18 protein-coding genes are annotated in these 17,218 nt (G+C 59.3%); 6 read left to right on the forward strand and 12 right to left on the reverse strand.

Annotation, left to right across the window (positions count from 1 at the left end):
• Positions 1-82: 82 nt before the first annotated feature.
• Positions 83-1,186 carry a 2-aminoethylphosphonate--pyruvate transaminase gene (gene phnW / locus CLM71_RS09695; RefSeq protein WP_105230836.1) on the forward strand — a complete coding sequence of 368 codons (1,104 nt, stop codon included), beginning with the start codon at positions 83-85 and terminating at the stop codon, positions 1,184-1,186.
• 9 nt (positions 1,187-1,195) lie between these two features.
• Positions 1,196-2,005, forward strand: coding sequence for a phosphonoacetaldehyde hydrolase (gene phnX, locus CLM71_RS09700; RefSeq protein ID WP_105230837.1), 810 nt, complete (start codon positions 1,196-1,198; stop codon positions 2,003-2,005).
• Between the two features lie 58 nt (positions 2,006-2,063).
• Here the strand turns inward: phnX and CLM71_RS09705 are convergent, their stop codons facing one another.
• The 5 genes from CLM71_RS09705 to hxpB form a co-directional block, all read right to left on the reverse strand.
• Positions 2,064-3,455, reverse strand: a complete 1,392-nt coding sequence (locus CLM71_RS09705; protein ID WP_105230838.1) for an L-cystine transporter — start codon at positions 3,453-3,455, stop codon at positions 2,064-2,066.
• Between the two features lie 180 nt (positions 3,456-3,635).
• Entirely contained in the window at positions 3,636-4,184 is a 549-nt protein-coding gene (locus tag CLM71_RS09710) for a metal-dependent hydrolase (protein ID WP_105230839.1), read from the reverse strand.
• 202 nt (positions 4,185-4,386) lie between these two features.
• A complete protein-coding gene (gene kduD / locus CLM71_RS09715; RefSeq protein ID WP_105233288.1) occupies positions 4,387-5,148 on the reverse strand; it encodes a 2-dehydro-3-deoxy-D-gluconate 5-dehydrogenase KduD in 762 nt (253 codons plus the stop codon).
• Positions 5,149-5,229: 81 nt separating this feature from the next.
• Complete coding sequence (gene kduI / locus CLM71_RS09720; protein ID WP_105230840.1) at positions 5,230-6,066, reverse strand: 5-dehydro-4-deoxy-D-glucuronate isomerase; 837 nt, start codon at positions 6,064-6,066, stop codon at positions 5,230-5,232.
• A 249-nt stretch (positions 6,067-6,315) separates the two neighbouring features.
• Positions 6,316-6,981, reverse strand: a complete 666-nt coding sequence (gene hxpB / locus CLM71_RS09725; protein ID WP_105230841.1) for a hexitol phosphatase HxpB — start codon at positions 6,979-6,981, stop codon at positions 6,316-6,318.
• 226 nt (positions 6,982-7,207) lie between these two features.
• Here hxpB and CLM71_RS09730 point away from each other — a divergent pair, with 226 nt between their 5' ends.
• Entirely contained in the window at positions 7,208-7,768 is a 561-nt protein-coding gene (locus CLM71_RS09730; protein WP_105230842.1) for a YniB family protein, read from the forward strand.
• Between the two features lie 55 nt (positions 7,769-7,823).
• Here CLM71_RS09730 and CLM71_RS09735 read toward each other — a convergent pair whose 3' ends face one another.
• Positions 7,824-8,693, reverse strand: a complete 870-nt coding sequence (locus CLM71_RS09735) for a fructosamine kinase family protein (protein ID WP_105230843.1) — start codon at positions 8,691-8,693, stop codon at positions 7,824-7,826.
• A 239-nt stretch (positions 8,694-8,932) separates the two neighbouring features.
• Between CLM71_RS09735 and CLM71_RS09740 the strand changes: the two genes are divergently transcribed.
• Positions 8,933-10,420, forward strand: a complete 1,488-nt coding sequence (locus tag CLM71_RS09740; protein ID WP_105233290.1) for a PLP-dependent aminotransferase family protein — start codon at positions 8,933-8,935, stop codon at positions 10,418-10,420.
• 10 nt (positions 10,421-10,430) lie between these two features.
• Here the strand turns inward: CLM71_RS09740 and CLM71_RS09745 are convergent, their stop codons facing one another.
• From CLM71_RS09745 to ghoS, 6 genes are all read right to left on the reverse strand, one after another.
• Positions 10,431-11,321 carry a DMT family transporter gene (locus CLM71_RS09745; protein ID WP_105230844.1) on the reverse strand — a complete coding sequence of 297 codons (891 nt, stop codon included), beginning with the start codon at positions 11,319-11,321 and terminating at the stop codon, positions 10,431-10,433.
• Positions 11,322-11,420: 99 nt separating this feature from the next.
• A complete protein-coding gene (locus CLM71_RS09750) occupies positions 11,421-12,290 on the reverse strand; it encodes a metal ABC transporter permease (protein ID WP_105230845.1) in 870 nt (289 codons plus the stop codon).
• A complete protein-coding gene (yfeC, locus tag CLM71_RS09755) occupies positions 12,290-13,159 on the reverse strand; it encodes an iron/manganese ABC transporter permease subunit YfeC (RefSeq protein ID WP_105230846.1) in 870 nt (289 codons plus the stop codon). Before yfeC ends, CLM71_RS09750 begins: the two co-directional genes overlap by 1 nt.
• Positions 13,159-14,058, reverse strand: coding sequence for a manganese/iron ABC transporter ATP-binding protein (locus tag CLM71_RS09760; protein ID WP_105230847.1), 900 nt, complete (start codon positions 14,056-14,058; stop codon positions 13,159-13,161). Before CLM71_RS09760 ends, yfeC begins: the two co-directional genes overlap by 1 nt.
• Positions 14,055-14,993 (reverse strand): metal ABC transporter substrate-binding protein, encoded by a 939-nt coding sequence (locus CLM71_RS09765; RefSeq protein WP_105230848.1) that lies wholly within the window; start codon positions 14,991-14,993, stop codon positions 14,055-14,057. The genes CLM71_RS09760 and CLM71_RS09765 overlap by 4 nt, the downstream gene beginning before the upstream one ends.
• A gap of 111 nt (positions 14,994-15,104) precedes the next feature.
• Positions 15,105-15,404: a type V toxin-antitoxin system endoribonuclease antitoxin GhoS gene (gene ghoS / locus CLM71_RS09770; protein WP_105230849.1), complete on the reverse strand. Its 300-nt coding sequence runs from the start codon at positions 15,402-15,404 to the stop codon at positions 15,105-15,107.
• A 109-nt stretch (positions 15,405-15,513) separates the two neighbouring features.
• On the opposite strand from ghoS, the gene CLM71_RS09775 reads away from it, so the two are divergent.
• Entirely contained in the window at positions 15,514-16,182 is a 669-nt protein-coding gene (locus CLM71_RS09775; protein ID WP_105230850.1) for a transglycosylase SLT domain-containing protein, read from the forward strand.
• A gap of 309 nt (positions 16,183-16,491) precedes the next feature.
• Positions 16,492-17,217 (forward strand): gluconate 2-dehydrogenase subunit 3 family protein, encoded by a 726-nt coding sequence (locus tag CLM71_RS09780; protein WP_105230851.1) that lies wholly within the window; start codon positions 16,492-16,494, stop codon positions 17,215-17,217.
• Position 17,218: the final 1 nt, after the last annotated feature.

Genomic DNA, 17,218 nt, shown 5'->3' on the forward strand with positions numbered 1-17,218 from the left:
GGGCCGGTTGGCGTTTGACCTGTGGAATGCTTAACCGGCACAATGCGCGCATCTGGTATAGACCAATCGGAAGGGTAAAAAGATGAACGATCGCGATTACCTGCTGTTGACGCCCGGCCCGCTGACCACCTCTGATACGGTGAAGCAGGCAATGCTGTTCGACAGCTGTACCTGGGATGAGGATTACAATATCGGCGTAGTCCAGACGATTCGCGCCCGCCTGGAAACATTGGCCACCGCCTCGTCCGGCTACACCTCGGTGCTGCTGCAGGGCAGCGGCAGCTATGCGGTGGAAGCGGTGCTGGGGACGGCGCTCGGCGCGCAGGATAAGGTGCTGGTCGTCAGCAACGGCGCTTATGGCGCGCGAATGGCGGAGATGGCGGCGCTGATGGGCATCGATCACCACTGTTATGACTGCGGAGAAGTGGCGGAACCGGACGTGGCGGCGATGGAAGCGCTGCTGCTGGCCGATGCGCGCATCAGCCATATCGCAATGGTACATTGTGAAACCACCACCGGCATGCTTAATCCGTTGGCGCAGGTGGCGGCGCTGGCGGCACGCCGGGGGAAGACCTTTATCGTTGACGCGATGAGCAGCTTCGGCGGCATTCCGCTGGACGTGGAGGAGTTGGGGATCGATTTTCTGATCAGCTCGGCCAACAAATGCATTCAGGGCGTGCCGGGTTTCGCCTTTGTGATCGCCCGGCGCAGCGAACTGGAAAAATGCGCCGGCCGTTCGCGTTCTCTGTCGTTGGATCTGTATGCCCAGTGGCGCTGTATGGAAGACCACGCCGGAAAGTGGCGCTTCACCTCACCGACCCACAGCGTACTGGCTTTTGCGCAGGCGCTGCGTGAGCTGGATCTGGAAGGCGGTATCGCCGCGCGCTATGCGCGTTATGGTGAAAACCAGCGCCGGTTGGTGGCGGGGATGCGCGTACTGGGGTTTGAAACCCTGCTGGATGATGCGCTGCACTCGCCGATTATCACCGCGTTTTACTCCCCACGGGCGGAAGATTACCGCTTCGGCGAGTTTTACCAACGTTTAAAACGCCAGGGGTTTGTTATCTACCCCGGCAAAGTGTCGCACAGCGACTGTTTCCGTATCGGCAACATCGGCGAGGTCTATCCGCAGGATATCGACCGTCTGCTGGACGCCGTCGGTCGCGCCATGTACTGGCAACAATAAGGAGTTGTGATGCAACAGGTTAACGCCGTTATTCTCGACTGGGCCGGCACTACGGTGGATTTTGGCTCCTTTGCACCGACACAGATTTTCGTCGAGGCCTTCCAACAGACCTTTGGTATCGCCATCACTCTGGAGGAGGCGCGTATTCCGATGGGGTTGGGCAAATGGCAGCATATCGAGGCGCTGGGCAAACTGCCCGGGATTGACGCCCGCTGGCGGGCAAAGCTGGGGCGCTCAATGACTCCTCAGGATATCGATGCGCTGTACCAGGCGTTTATGCCGCTGCAGATTGCCAAGGTGGTGGATTTCGCCGAGCCGATTGCCGGCGTGCCCGAGGTGATTGCCGAACTGCGGCGGCAGGGTATAAAAATCGGCTCCTGTTCCGGCTATCCGCGCGCGGTGATGGACGTGCTGGCGCCGGCCGCCGCTGCACGCGGCTATGCGCCGGACTATTGGGTGGCGACGGACGATCTGCCTGCCGGCGGCCGCCCGGGGCCGTGGATGGCGCTGCAGAATGTGATTGCGCTGGGCGTCGACGCCGTCGGCCACTGCGTGAAGGTGGATGATGCCGTGCCGGGCATTGCCGAAGGGCTGAATGCCGGCATGTGGAGCGTGGGGCTGGCGCTGTCCGGCAATGAGTTCGGTGTTCAGTGGCAGGAGTACCAACGGATGGATGCCGCCGAGGTAGCGCGGCGGCGTGGGCTGGCGGCGGAGAAGCTCTATGCCGCCGGCGCCCATTACGTGATTGACACGCTGGCGGAGTTGCCGGGCATATTGGACGCGATCGACCGGCGGCTGGCAAACGGCGAGAGGCCGTAGCGGCAGGCATAAAAAAACCGGCGCACAGGGCGCCGGTTTTTTTTGTTGTGACGGGGAATTACTGGTGGGCCAGTTCCACGTCGTCTTCGCTGTCCATCACCGACTTGTCGGTTTGTTTCATCAGCTGGCTGGTGACGGTACCGGCGGTCATTGAACCGCTGACGTTCAGCGCGGTACGGCCCATATCGATCAGCGGCTCAACGGAGATCAGCAGGGCGACCAGCGTGACCGGCAGGCCGAGCGCCGGCAGTACGATCAGCGCGGCGAAGGTGGCGCCGCCGCCCACGCCGGCAACGCCTGCGGAACTGACGGTGACAATACCAACCAGCGTGGCAATCCACATCGGATCCAGCGGGTTGATGCCAACGGTTGGCGCAACCATAACCGCCAGCATCGCCGGATACAGGCCGGCACAGCCGTTCTGGCCGATGGTGGCGCCGAACGATGCCGAGAAGCTGGCGATTGACTCCGGCACGCCCAGGCGACGGGTCTGCGCTTCCACATTCAGCGGAATGCTGGCGGCGCTGGAACGGCTGGTAAAGGCGAAGGTGATCACCGGCCACACTTTACGGAAGAATTTCACCGGATTAACGCCGGTAAAGCTCAGCAGCAGCGCATGTACGCCGAACATAATCGCCAGGCCGAGGTAGGAGGCGACCACAAAGCTACCCAGCTTGATGATTTCATGAATGTTGGAGCTGGCAACCACTTTGGTCATCAGCGCCATCACGCCGTATGGCGTCAGCTTCATCACCAGGCGCACCAGCTTCATCACCCAGGACTGCAGGGTATCGATAGCGGTCAGGACGCGCTGGCCTTTCGCCTGATCGTCCTTCAGCAGCTGCAGCGCGGCCACGCCGAGGAAGGCGGCGAAAATCACCACGCTGATGATCGAGGTCGGGCTGGCGCCGGTCAGATCGGCAAACGGGTTTTTCGGCACGAACGACAGCACCAGCTGCGGCACCGTCAGGTCGGCGACTTTACCGACATAGTTGCTCTGAATAGCGGCCAGACGCGCGCTTTCCTGCGTGCCCTGCACCAGACCTTCGGCGCTCAGGCCGAACAGGTTGGTGACCAACACTCCCACCAGCGCGGCGATCAGCGTGGTGAACAGCAGCGTGCCGATCGACAGGAAACTGATCTTGCCGAGTGAGGAGGCGTTATGCAGCTTGGCGACCGCGCTCAGGATCGAGACGAACACCAGTGGCATGACAACCATTTGCAGCAGTTGCACATAGCCGTTGCCGACAATGTTGAACCAGCTGATGGATTCTTTCAGCAGTGGGTTTTCCGCACCGTAGATCAGCTGCAGCGCCAGGCCAAACACTACGCCGAGCACCAGACCTACCAGTACTTTTTTCGCCAGGCTCCATTGCTTATGGCGGGATTGCGCCAACAGCAAAAGGAGGGCGACAAAAACCACCACGTTAATGACGAGCGGTAAATTCATCCCCGTGTCTCCAAATCTTTTCTTATATAAAAATGGCTACGCACCAGTGTGTAGCGATGTAAATATCGTAACAGTTTGCCGGGGTGCGGGCTTATACCCAAATGGAATGTTATATAACTTTTGTTTTTAATTTGATTAAGATTACGGCAAATGGGTGATAAAACGGTCGGTTTTTTGTGATCACCATCTAATATTTTTCAACTGTTCAAAATATGACTGCACCGGAATGGTGCAGCCGCCCGGCCAGTAAATGGCAAAGGCGACCAGTGCGAGGCACAACACGCGCTCCAACTGATTACCCTGCTGCGAATTGAGCAGAGGCAGACGAAAGCGCCAGCGGCAGGGCCAGAGCAGCGGCACGCCGGACGGCGTGAGCATATCGGCGACCAGGTGACTGAAGTAGCCGATAATCATGGCGTGCAGCGCATCGGCGGGAATGGGCCAGCTGCGCGGTACGTTCAGCTGGAACAGCATCATGCCGCCGGCGATGGCCAGCAGACTGTGGGTGAAGCCACGGTGGCCAAAGGCGCGGGCGATCGGCTTGGCGATCCAGCTGAGGCGCTGGCCGAGCAGCGATTTGGGATGATCGATATCAGGCAGCAGTGAGGTCAGCAGGGCGGCGGGGATGATATGCCACCAGTCGCCGTCGGCGAGTACCGGCGTCACTTCCGCCTTCTTGGCGAAGATCGCGCAAGCGACAGAAAAAATAAGGTGTCCTTCCGCGGTCATGCTGGTTGCTATTCCGACTGGTAAACTGGTAATTTATCCAGTATATGGGGATTTTCCCAGTAATGGAATAGGTGACGCTGTAACTAATTGTTTGTTTTACTCTGCTTTACAAAGAGTTGGGTGCTTTTGTATGGGGGGAGCCTGCTTTTCCGTCAGCGATATGCCGGCCGGCAACCGTGCGCCAGCCGGTAAACGTCACGTTTTAGCGCGCCAGCCAGCCGCCGTCCACTGCCAGCGTGTAGCCATTGACATAGTCAGACGCCGATGACGCCAAAAAGACCACCGGCCCCATCATATCCTGCGGCACGCCCCAGCGGCCGGCGGGAATACGCTCCAGTATCTCCTGATTACGCCCCGCATCGGCCCGCAGCTGCTGCGTGTTGTTGGTGGCCATATAGCCGGGCGCCAGAGCGTTAACGTTGATGCCGTGTTTGGCCCACTCGTTGGCCAGCAGGCGGGTCAGACCCATCACCGCGCTTTTGGAGGCGGTATAAGAAGGCACGCGAATGCCGCCCTGGTACGACAGCATGGAGGCGATGTTGATAATTTTACCGCCGCCGCCTTGCTGGATAAACTGCCGGGCCACCGCCTGCGACAGGAAAAACAGCGTCTTGGTATTGATATTCATCACGTCGTCCCAGTCTTGCTCGCTGAAATCGAGTGCGTCTTCCCGGCGGATAATTCCGGCGTTATTCACCAGAATATCGATATGGCCGAATTCGGCGACGGCGCTGTCAATCAGCGCGGGGATGACGTCGGTACGGCTGAGATCGGCATGCAGCTTGAGAAAGCGCCGGCCCAGCGCGCTGATCTGTGCGCTGGTGTGTTCGGGATCGCTGCGGTTGACGCCGATAATATCGCAGCCGGCCTGTGCCAACCCGACTGCCATACCTTGGCCGAGCCCGGTGTCGCAGCCGGTTACCATGGCGACTTTGCCGGTTAAATCAAAGGAATTGATGGTCATAGACATATTCTCTCGCCGTGCGGTCTGGCCGCACGGACAGGGTTGCAGCTTGACGGCCGGCGCAGAGGCCGGCGGCGGGGGTTAGCGCAGCTCGCTGACGGCCAGGTGGTCCATATCGCCGAACACCTGATTTTCGCCCACCATGCCCCAGATAAAGGTGTAGCGCTTGGTGCCGACGCCGGCGTGGATCGACCAACTGGGGGAGATCACCGCCTGTTCGTTGTGCACCAGCAGATGGCGGGTCTCCTGTGGCTGCCCCATCATATGGAACACCGCGGTTTCATCTTCCATATCGAAGTAAAAGTAGACCTCCATGCGCCGTTCATGGGTATGGCACGGCATGGTGTTCCACAGGCTGCCGGCGGCCAGCTTGGTCAGCCCCATCGTCAGTTGGCAGGTCGGCAACACGTCGGGCACGATAAATTTGTTGATGGTGCGCCGGTTGCTGGTGGCGTCGTCGCCCAGGGTCTGCGGCGCGGCGTCGTCCAGGGTGATTTTCTTGTTGGGATAGTGGGTATGCGCCGGCGCACTGTTGTAATAGAACTTGGCCGGTCGTTCGGCGTCAACGCTGCGGAACGTCAGCTGTCGGGCACCCTGGCCGATATACAGCGCTTCTTCCGTGCCGATCTCGTAACTGTGCCCGTCGACCTCGATCAGACCGGCACCGCCGATATTGATGATGCCCATTTCCCGCCGTTCGAGAAAGTAACTGACGCCCAGCTGTTTACCGACCTCATCGCCGATGGTGACGCTTTGCCGGCGCGGCTGGATGCCGCCGATGATAATGCGGTCAATATGGCTGTAGGTCATGGTGTACTGGTCGTCCTCGAAAATCTTTTCAATCAGAAATTCGCGGCGTAATCCGGCGGTGTCGAGCTGTTTGGCGTGATCGCTGTGAATGCTTTGACGGACGTCCATCTCAGGGCCTCGCTGTGGTGAGGGGGAGAAAACGCCGGGCGGCTGGTGTGCTGTGTGGCAGTGACAGCAAAACCACCGCCCGGCGTTTTCTGTGGTGTTCACAGCATAGAGCGGTCGGTATGCGAATTCAATAAAAATGAAATAACGTTTTATTTATTTTTTGACGTGGGTCGACGTTTTTAAAACTGAACGCCCCCGCACGTGCCGGCAGAACGGCGTGCGGGGGCGGGCGCAGAAAGAGGGTAATCGTCAGGAAAGGTGAGACGGCGTCAACTGCTCCAGCGACGTCAACTGATAGTCAGCCAGTGCCCAACGCGCATCCTGGCGATACTCTGCGGCCGGCACCACGATAGAGCGCATGCGCGCCGCCTTGGTGGCGATCATGCCGTTGAATGAGTCCTCCAACGTAATGCAGCGCAGCGGATCGCTGCCCAGCCGTTCGGCGGCAATCAGATATACTTCCGGGTGCGGCTTGCTGTACGGCAGAAATTCTGCGGAAACCAGCTGGTCAAAATAGTGTTCCAGACCGAACATATTCAGTACCTGTTGCTGCATATGCAGCGGCGAGGCGGAAGCCAGACCGATATTCAGATCGAGGCTGCGGCAGAGCTCCAGCGCCTGCGTAACCCCCGGCAGCAGCGGGCGGCGTTCCTGCACCAGCTCAATGGCGCGCTCAATAATGCGGGCGGAAACCTGCTCCCGCGACGCCCCCTGCCACGGCATGGCCTGATACCACATCTCTACGACCAGATCGATGCGCAGCCCCAGGGTATCCGGCAGTTTGTCACGGTCGGAAAGATCCAAGCCGAGCGAACCGAAAATATCCAGCTCGGCCTGCAACCATAAGGGTTCTGAATCAATTAGTAAGCCGTCCATATCAAAAATTGCGCTTTCAATGCGTTGCGAATAAGCCATTAGTGCGTTAACTCCTGCCGATACGGTGGATGGGATCTCTGCGCTACTCTACCATTGCCATCGCCGCGACCAAAATCGCCGCTCCGGACGCAGCGCCAGCCTGCTGGACAAACGGCTGTTTGTGGGCGCGGCCGTGGTGCCTGTGTAAAGAAAACGGTGGGCTTGGCCGGGCAACTACGGGTAAACTCGCGGTTTATTACCGTTGCGTCGTTAACAAGGGGAACACATGACGTATCAACAGGCAGGGCGTATTGGCATTATCAAACAAATTCTGGGGTGGGTGCTGTTTATCCTGGCGTTAGTGTCGACGCTGATTTCATTGCTGAATTTTGTTTACCAATACAGTGAAAAAACTAAAGGCATCAATGCGGTGGTGATCGACTTCGTGCACGTCATCGTCGATATGGTGCGTTTCAATACGCCATTCCTTAATCTGTTCTGGTATAACTCGCCGGTGCCGGGGCTGGATAAGAGCCTGTTCAGCGGCGGCAACCTGATGTTTATTATTATCTACCTGCTGATTTTCGTCGGTTTGGCGCTGCGCGCTTCCGGCTCGCGTATGACGCGGCAGGTGAAGTTTATCCGCGAACGGCTGGAGGACCAGCTGATTCTGGAGCAGGCGAAAGGGACGGAAGGACTGACGCGCGAACAGCTGGAGTCGCGTATTTCGCTGCCGCATCACAGCATTTCCCTGCAGTATTTCCCGCTGTATGTGTTGCCGGTGACGATTGCGGTGGTGGCTTATTTCGTGATTAGCCTGCTGGGCAAACTGGCCGCCGGCGCGTAACGCCCGGCGACGGAAGAGTGATGATATAAACGGGGCCTGAAGGCCCCGTTTTACGTCAGGCGTCCTGCGGATGCAGCAGTGCGTCGATGGCCTGCTGCGCCGCCACCAGATGTTGCCCGCCGAACAGGTTGCTACGGTTGAGCAGGTAGTAGAGCTGGTACAGCGGCTGACGCTTGATAAAGTCCGTCGGCAGCGGCCAGACGCTTTGGTAGCCGTCGTAGATCTGCGGCGGCAGATTCGGGTAGAGCGGCAGCATCGCCAGATCGCACTCCCGGTCGCCCCAGTAACAGGCGGGGTCAAACAGTACCGGCCTGTCGCGGGTCATGGCGCAGTTGGCCGGCCAGAGATCGCCGTGCAGCAGTGAGGGCTGCGGCTGGTGGTGTTGCAGACGCAGATAGACGATATCCACCAGCTCATCAATATCGCCGAAGGACATGCCTTTCTCCGCCGCCAGCTGCAGCTGCCAGCCGATGCGCTGTTCGGCGAAGAATTCCGCCCAGCGACGCTGCCAGGCGTTGGGTTGGGGTGAGGTGGCCAGGTGGTTATCGAAGTCGAGGCCGAACTGCGGCTGTTCGCTCCAGCGGTGCAGGTTTGCCAACTGCTGTCCCAGGCAGTAGGCGCCGTGCGCTTCCAGCGGTTTGAGCTCCAGATGCTCCAGCAGGAGAAAGCTGTAGTCGCGATCGCTGCCCACGCCATACACCTCCGGTACGCGCACCGTTTTACTGCGGGCCAGCAGCGCCAGCTGATCGGCTTCGGCGGTAAAAACAGGCAGTAACTCACGGGCGTCGTTTTTCACGAACACCTCGCTGTCACCGTAACTCACGCGCCATGCCGGGTGGATTTCGCCACCGGGCAGTTCAGTCCTTTCGCGGATTTCTGCGCTGCCAAGATGTTCACTTAACAGACGGCTAACGGCTTGCCACATGGTATTCCCCCCTCTGTGTTGCCTGCTGTTTGAATAGCTTAGCGTCTTTAACGGCGTGAAAACTCGATGTGGCGCACAGCCGGCATTAATCTTTCTCCGGTTTTTACCGCCCGCCATCAGCTCAAAGTATATACGCTATTGATTAATTTAAATACAGTTCGCCGCTGTGGGATTTTTGTCCGCGTCGGGTATGGCGGCTGGGCTATACTGACGCGGTGTTTTTTCAGACGGTTATCGCGATGCCACGCAAAGCCAAACTTATTGAAATCCCTGCTATCGGCCCCCTTGATCGGCAGGCCGGGTCACTTAGCCGCCAGCTGTCGCAGGCGCTGAGGACGGCGGTGCGGCAGGGGAAGCTGCAGGCGGGCGATCCCCTGCCTTCTACGCGTGCGCTGGCCGTGGCGCTGCGTCTGTCGCGTGGTACGGTGTCCGTCGCCTATGAACAGCTGATCGCCGAAGGCGTACTGACGGCACTGGCCGGGTCGGGAACGCGCGTGGCGCCGATTGATTCGCCGCCGCCGGCATCGGCGGTGTTGCCTGGCGCCCAATGCGGCGAGCCGGCGCTTTCTGAGCAGGCGCAGGCGTTCGCCCGCTTTGCCGGTGGTTTGAAACCGCTGTTGCCTGCTCCGTTTACCGTGTCGCTGCCTGTCGGTGATACGGCGCCGGGGGATATCTGGCGTCGACTTGGCAACCGGGTGCGCGCGCGCGGGCCGGGCGCGCCGGATGGCTATGGCGATCCGTTGGGGGCGCTGCCGCTGCGTCGCGCAATCTGTGAGTATGTGCGTCAGTCGCGTTCGGTAATTTGTACGCCGGAACAGATTGTGGTGACCTGCGGCACCCAGCAGGGCTTGTATCTGGCGGCGCAAATTTTACTGGATGCCGGCGATCGCGCCTGGGTCGAGGATCCTGCCTATCCCGGTGTGACCGCGTTGTTCTCGACGGCGCTGCGCGACCGGCAGATGGTGCGGGTGCCGGTCGGCGCAGACGGTATCGATGTCGCCACCGGCAGGATGATGGCGCCCGATGCCAGGGCGGCGTTTGTCACGCCTTCGCACCAGTACCCGCTGGGAATGCCGATGAGTATGGCGCAGCGCAGCGCGCTGTTGGCCTGGGCCCGTGAAACTAACGCCTGGATTGTGGAGGACGATTACGACAGCGAGATGCGCTATGACGGCCATCCCTTTCCTGCGCTGCAAGGGCAGGATCCGGCGCGCGTTATCTATCTGGGCACCTTCAGTAAGGTGCTGTTTCCTTCGTTGCGACTGGGTTATGCCATCGTGCCGCCGCTGCTGGTCGGCGCATTTTGCGGCGCGCGTATTTTGATGGACAGGCATCCGCCGAATGCTGACCAGTACGTGCTGGCGCAGTTTATGGCGGAGGGGCATCTGGCGCGCCACCTGCGGCGGATGCGCAGTCTGTATGCGGAAAAACGGCGGGTGGTGATCGACGCCGTCGGCCGGCATATTAACGCCGAACTGGCGGAGCTGCAGCCCTGCGATCAGGGCATGCATATGGTGCTGTGGCTGCGGCGCGGGCTGGACGATCGGCATGTCGAACGGTTGGCGCAGGAGGCCGGCGTGTCGGTACGGGCGCTGTCGTCGATGTATGCCGCCGGCCGCGGACGTACCGGGTTGATTCTCGGCCTGGGCGGCTACAGCGACCGGCAGGTGGAGCAAGCGGTCATCACGCTGAATAGCCTGTTGCTGACGGCCAGCCGGTGCGGATGAGTGTGCGGCGCTAGCGGGCGAAGCGTTTGGCGCCCACGACGCACAGCAGCACCCCGGCCATTACGGCAATCATCGCCGGTTGTACCTGTTCATGCAGCAGCAGCGCCGCCAGCAGCAGGCCGAAAAAGGGCTGCAACAGTTGCAATTGACCGACGGCGGCGATGCCGCCCTGCGCCAGCCCGCGATACCAGAAAATAAAACCGATCCACATACTGAACAAAGACACATAGGCCAGTGACAGCCAGGCGTCTGCGCCGGCTTTTGGCCAGGAGGCCGGAGCGTAAAGCAGCGTCAGCAGGATGGTGGCCGGCAGCGCCAGCGTCAACGCCCATGAGATGGTTTGCCAGCCGCCGAGGCGGCGCGACAGCACCGCGCCTTCGGCATAGCCCAGTCCGCACAGAGCGACCGCCCCCAGCATCATCAGGTCGCCGAACCCGGAGCCTGCGTTGCTGTGGGTCAGGGCAAACGCCGCCACCAGCGCGGCGCCGGCGACGGAAAAGGCCCAAAATTTTATATTCGGGCGTTCTCTGCCGCGCCAGACGGCAAAGCAGGCGGTCATCAGCGGCAGCAGGCCGATATAAACCAGCGAGTGCGCCGACGTCATATGCTGCAGCGCCAGGGCGGTGAGCAGGGGGAACCCCGCGACCACGCCAACGGCGACCCACAGCAGCGGGATCAGGTCGGCGCGTGCGGGGCGCTGTTGCCTGGTCAGCAGCAGGGCGCACAGCGCCAGACAGCCGGCAATGCCGGCGCGGATGGCGGTGAGAAACAGGGGATCAAAGGCGGAGACCGCCAGCCGGGTGGCGGGCAGCGAACCGCTGAAAATCAGCATGCCGATAAAGCCGTTAACCCAGCCGGAAGGCGGGACGGCGGCAGATAACGGTTTGGTCTGGCTGTTCATACAATGGCGCTCCACGACGTTAACAAAACCTGAACAGCGCCATTTTGCGGTTTAACCGGCCCAGGGAAAGGGCCGGTTATCACCATTTTTATTAGACCATTATTCAGCAGCGCGCGGCGGTTCCAACGTAGCGGAGGCGTGACGGCGTAACGTACGCCAGCGGCTGTACAGCAGCGCCAGCACAAACAGCACCGCCTGTACCAGCACGATGCAGGGGCCGGTAGCGCCGTCTATCTGAAAACTGATCAGCGTGCCGAGTACGCAGGAGAAGACCGACGCCACGATGGCGACCAACAGCATGCGATCAAAACTGCGGCACAGCAGGAAGGCGATAATGCCCGGCGCGATCAGCATGGCGATCACCAATATCACCCCCACCGCCTGCAGCGCGGCGACGATGGTCAGCGCCAGCAGGCACAGCAGGCCATAGTGCAGCAGTTTGACCGGCAGGCCGACGGCGCGCGCGTGGCTGGGATCGAAGCAGTACAGCATAAAGTCTTTGCGTTTCAGCAACACCACCGCCAGCGTGATGCCGGCAATCCACAGCGTTTGCCGCAGCTCGCCGTCGGTAATGCCGAGCATATTGCCGAACAGAATATGACTGAGGTGCTGGTCGGTATCCACCCGTGAAAACAGCACTAGGCCGAAGGCGAACATGCCGGAAAACACGATGCCCATTACGGTGTCTTCTTTGACCCGGCTGTGCTCTTTCAGATAGCCGGTAGTCAGCGCACAGAAAATCCCGGACAGAAAGGCGCCGATGGCCAGCGGAATACCGGTGACGAACGCCAGCACAATGCCGGGCAGCACCGCGTGTGAAATAGCGTCGCCCATCAGCGACCAGCCTTTGAGTACCAGGTAGCAGGAGAGCACCGCACAGACGACGCCGGTGACGATGGCGGCGATAATCGCCCGTTGCATAAACGGGTAGGCGAACGGTTCGCTCAGCCACTGATAGAGTATTTCCATCACGGCTCCTCCTCCTGATGGTTGTCGACATGTGCGACCCGGCGTCTGGACGCCAGCAGGCCATGTTTGGGCGCCAGCACGAACGCCAATAAAAACACCAGGGTTTGCAGCGTGACGATCACGCCGCCGGTAGCGCCGTCGAGGAAGAAGCTCAGGTAGGCGCCGCCGGCGCTGGTCAGCGCGCCGATGCACAGGGCGATGACGATCAGACGGCTGAAGCGGTCGGTCAGCAGATAGGCGGTGGCGCCGGGGGTGATCACCATGGCGATCACCAGTATCGCCCCGACGGTTTGCAGCGCCGCGACGGTGCAGGCGCTGAGCAGGGTGAAAAACAGAATTTTCAGCCGCAGCGGCGACAGACCGATGGACACGGCGTGGTTTTCGTCGAAGAACACCGCCAGCAAATCTTTCCACAGCAGACAGAGGATCAGCAGCGATACGCCGATGATAATTTCCACCTGCAGCACGTCTTCATCGGCGATGCCGAGAATATTGCCGAAGATAATCGACTGGACGTTGACCGAGGTTGGGTTGAGAGAAACGATCAGCAGGCCGGCGGCGAAAAAGGTGGAGAAGATAAAGCCGATAATTGCGTCTTCGCGCAGGCGGGTGATATGGCGCACCAGCGTCATTGCCAGCGCCGCCAGCATGCCGGTGAAGAAGGCGCCGGCAGCGTAGGGCAGCCCCAGCGCGTAGGCGCCGGCAACGCCGGGCACCACCGAGTGCGACAGCGCATCCCCCATCAGCGACCAGCCTTTCAGCATCAGATAGGCGGACAGGAAGGCGCAGGCGGCGCCGACGATAGCGCTGACCCAGATGGCTTTCACCATGTAGTTGTAGTTAAAAGGTTGCAGCAGGATTTCCAACATCAGGACTGTTGCTCCTCTTTCCCTTTCGGCTGGCTTTTGGCCGGCGGATCGCTTTTGCTGTGGCCGTAGAACACCGCCGGACGTTCGTCGTCGGTCAGTACCGTCAGGGTGCGCGGATCGTTGTCGTCGTGCAGGTCGGGGCCGGAGAGGTTGATATGGCGCAGTACGCCGCCAAAGGCCTGTTCCAGATTGCTCTGGGTGAAGGTGGTCGCCGTCGGCCCGGCGGCCAGTACGGTGCGGTTGATCAGGATCACCCGGTCGCAGAACTCGGGCACGCTGCCGAGGTTATGGGTGGATACCAGGATCAGGTGCCCTTCGTCACGCAGCGCCCGCAGCAGGTCGATAATGGCGTTCTCGGTTTTCACGTCGACGCCGGTAAAGGGTTCGTCCAGCAGCAGCACCGTGCCTTGTTGCGCCAGCGCGCGCGCCAGAAACACCCGTTTTTTCTGGCCGCCGGACAGTTCGCCGATCTGGCGGTGGCGCAGGGCGGTCAGCCCCACGCGCTCCAGCGCGCTGGCAACCCGTTCCCGGTCTTCCCGCGTAGGGATACGCAGGAAGTTCATTTTGCCGTAGCGCCCCATCATCACTACGTCCTCGACCAATACCGGAAAGTTCCAGTCCACGTCTTCGGTCTGCGGCACATAGGCGATCAGGTTTTTCTTCAGCGCTGCGGCGATCGGCTGGTCGCTCAGCGATACCTGGCCGCGGGTGGGGCGCACCAGCCCCATAATGGTTTTAAACAGCGTCGACTTGCCGCTGCCGTTGACGCCGACCAGCGCGCAGATGGCGCCGCCGTCGAGGGTAAAGCTGGCGTCGTAAATGGCGGTGTGGCCGTTGTTATAGGTCACGGTGACATCGTCGACGCGCAGCGCTGGTCGGATAAATGCCTCTGCGCTCATTGATTAAATCCTTTGGCGATGGTTTGCACGGTGACGTTCAGCAGGTCGATATAGGTAGGCACCGGCCCGTTGCTTGCTGAGAGTGAATCGACATACAGCACGCCGCCATACTGCGCGCCGGTCTCTTTGGCGACCTGTTTGGCCGGTTTATCGGAAATGGTGCTTTCGCTGAACACCACCGGGATCTGGTGGCTGCGCACCGCGTCGATCACCCGGCGCACCTGCTGCGGCGTACCCTGTTCATCGGCGTTGATTGGCCACAGATAGATCTCTTTCAGCTGATAATCTTTCGCCAGATAGCTGAAGGCGCCTTCACTGGTAACCAGCCAGCGCTGGGCGGCGGGAATGCGCGCCAGGCGTTCACGCAGCGGCGCATCGAGCGCGGCGATCTTCTCACTGTAGGCTTTGGCATTGCGGTTGTAAGTCTCCGCATTGGCCGGGTCGTATTTCACCAGCGCCTTGCGGATGTTTTCGATATACACCAGCGCGTTGGTGGGGGACATCCAGGCGTGCGGGTTGGGGTTACCGTTGTATGGTCCTTCACGAATCGGCAGCGGGGTGATGCCCTCGGTGACGACGGCAGCGGGCACCTGCTTGATATTTTCAAAGAAGCGCTGGAACCAGCGCTCCAGGTTCATACCGTTCCATAGGATTAAATCGGCGTGTTGCGCCTTGACGATATCGCGCGGGGTGGGCTGATAGTCGTGGATCTCTGCGCCGGGTTTGGTGATTGATTCCACCACGGCGGCGTCGCCCGCCACGTTTTGCGCGATATCCTGAATAATGGTAAAGGTGGTCACCACGCGCAGTTTTTTCTCCGCCAGCGCGGCGGGGCTGAGCAGGACGCTGGCGCACAGCAGGGCGCTCAGAGTTAACGGCGTAGCGGCGCGGGCGAACCGGCGCAAGAAGGGGGATACGTGATATTTCAGCGACATGGTGACTCCCTGTAAGTTAAATGAAAATGATTATCAATATCAGTTGGGCGCAGGTCAAGCATCATGTGTCGCTGATGGCAGATTATTTTCATCGGATTAACGGCGGTGGTTTTATGTATCCTCATGTAACTGTCTGACATATTCATCCCAGACGAGCAACCTAACCTGCGGCGTTTTTCCCAACGCAACCTGCCCCAGCCCCTGCGCCAGTTTTTCGATATCCTGTTGATTCAAAGCGGTAATAATCGCATAGCTGTTGCTGCCCAGCTCGTGAGAAACGCCGTTTTCATCCACCACCGTGGTGGTGAAACCTTCCCGGGTCAGCTGGCCGGTCAGCTTCGCCAAATCGGTTAATCCGGCTTCCTGATAGTGAAAAGTCACCACAAAACACGTGGTTGCCGATTGACTCATAAATCACCTCTTGGTATATGGATAGCTTGAGAATAGACCAAAAAAGTGATGCAGGCGTCCTTACCCGTTGTTTATGCGACGCAACTCATTGAAAGGAGTATAGGATTCCGTGAGAACCAAGATTGGTTGCCTGATGGCAATTACGCTTTTAGCGGGCTGTGCGAAAGACCCGCAGACCACCAACAGCACAACGGGCGTTGGCGGCACTTCTTCCGGGGGCTGGCTGCAGCCGCCGTCGCAGCAGCAGACTGCGAGCAACCACACCGGCACGCCGGTGGCGTACAGCGATTATATTCGCCAGGCCGCCAGCAATTACGGCGTTGATGAAAACCTGATTAAAGCCATTATTCAGGTGGAATCCGGTTTTAATCCCCTGGCGGTGAGCAAGTCGAATGCGGTAGGGCTGATGCAGCTTAAGGCGTCGACTGCCGGGCGTGACGCCTATCGGATGAAAGGGCGACGCGGGCAGCCGAGTTCGCGGGAGCTGAAAGATCCGGCGGTGAATATCGATCTGGGCGCGGCCTATATCAATATCCTGCAGGCACAGTTGGCCGGGATCAACGATCCGAAAACCCGGCAGTACGCCACCATCGTCTCTTACGCCAACGGCGCGGGCGCCATGCTGCGTACGTTTTCCTCGGACCGGCGTGTGGCGGTCAACCGCATTAATCAGCTGACTCCGGACGAGTTTTACCAACATATTCAAAAGAAACATCCGGCGCCGCAGGCACCTCGTTACCTGTGGAAAGTGACCACCGCCTATCAGGCGATGGAATAGTCTGCGTCAAATGTTACAAACCGGTTGCAAAGTGACCGGTTTTTCTCCCTTTAGTAGCTAAAAAAAGCGACCAAGCTCCCATTTCTAATCATTCCTGCCGAGAATCATGAAAAAACCGCACGAAAAGTTCATGCGGTTCAATAAGGCAATTCTTTGCGCTCATTCAATAAGTTACCGGTAACATTTTTGCTAAAGTTTACTTTATGACCTTCAATAAATAGACAAAAAGGTTACAAAATATTTTTAAAACCCGCATCAACCGCACGGTTGAGGTTAAATAGTTGTGATTATATTTGGATGGAATGTGATATGTCGGACAATAAAACTAACAATTCTCGGCGCGATTTCTTATTGAAATCGGTGACCTTGATTCCTGCAGCGGTGATCGGTGGCAGCAGCGTTGGCGCGCTGACGGCTCCCGCACCGGCCGTTGCCGCTGATGACGCACCAAAAAACAATGACTACCAACCGACCTTCTTCACGCCTGAAGAGTGGGCCTTTATCAACGCCGCTGTGGCGCGTTTGATTCCGGCCGACGATCGCGGTCCGGGCGCGCTGGAAGCCGGCGTGCCGGAGTTTATCGATCGTCAGATGAATACGCCGTACGCTACCGGCTCCATCTGGTATATGCAGGGGCCATTCAACCCTGACGTGCCGAAAGAGATGGGCTACCAGCTGCCGCTGGTGCCGAAGCAGATTTATAACCTGGGCATCGCCGAGGCGGACGCCTACAGTAAAAAACAGCACGGTAAAGTGTTTGCCGAGCTGACGGATGCGCAGAAAGATGCGCTGCTGCAAGAAATGGAGGCCGGTAAAGCGGCGTTCGAGCAGCTGCCGTCCAAACTGTTTTTCTCTTACCTGCTGCAAAACACTCGTGAAGGTTTCTTCAGCGATCCGATCCATGGCGGTAATAAAGACATGGTCGGCTGGAAGCTGATTAATTTTCCGGGCGCTCGCGCCGACTTTATGGACTGGGTTGAGCGAGGGGAACGTTATCCCTTCCCGCCGGTATCAATTCGTGGGGAAAGGGGATAAC

It is taken from the genome of Serratia sp. MYb239 (genome assembly GCF_002966855.1).
Taxonomy (GTDB): Bacteria; Pseudomonadota; Gammaproteobacteria; order Enterobacterales; family Enterobacteriaceae; genus Serratia_B; species Serratia_B rhizosphaerae.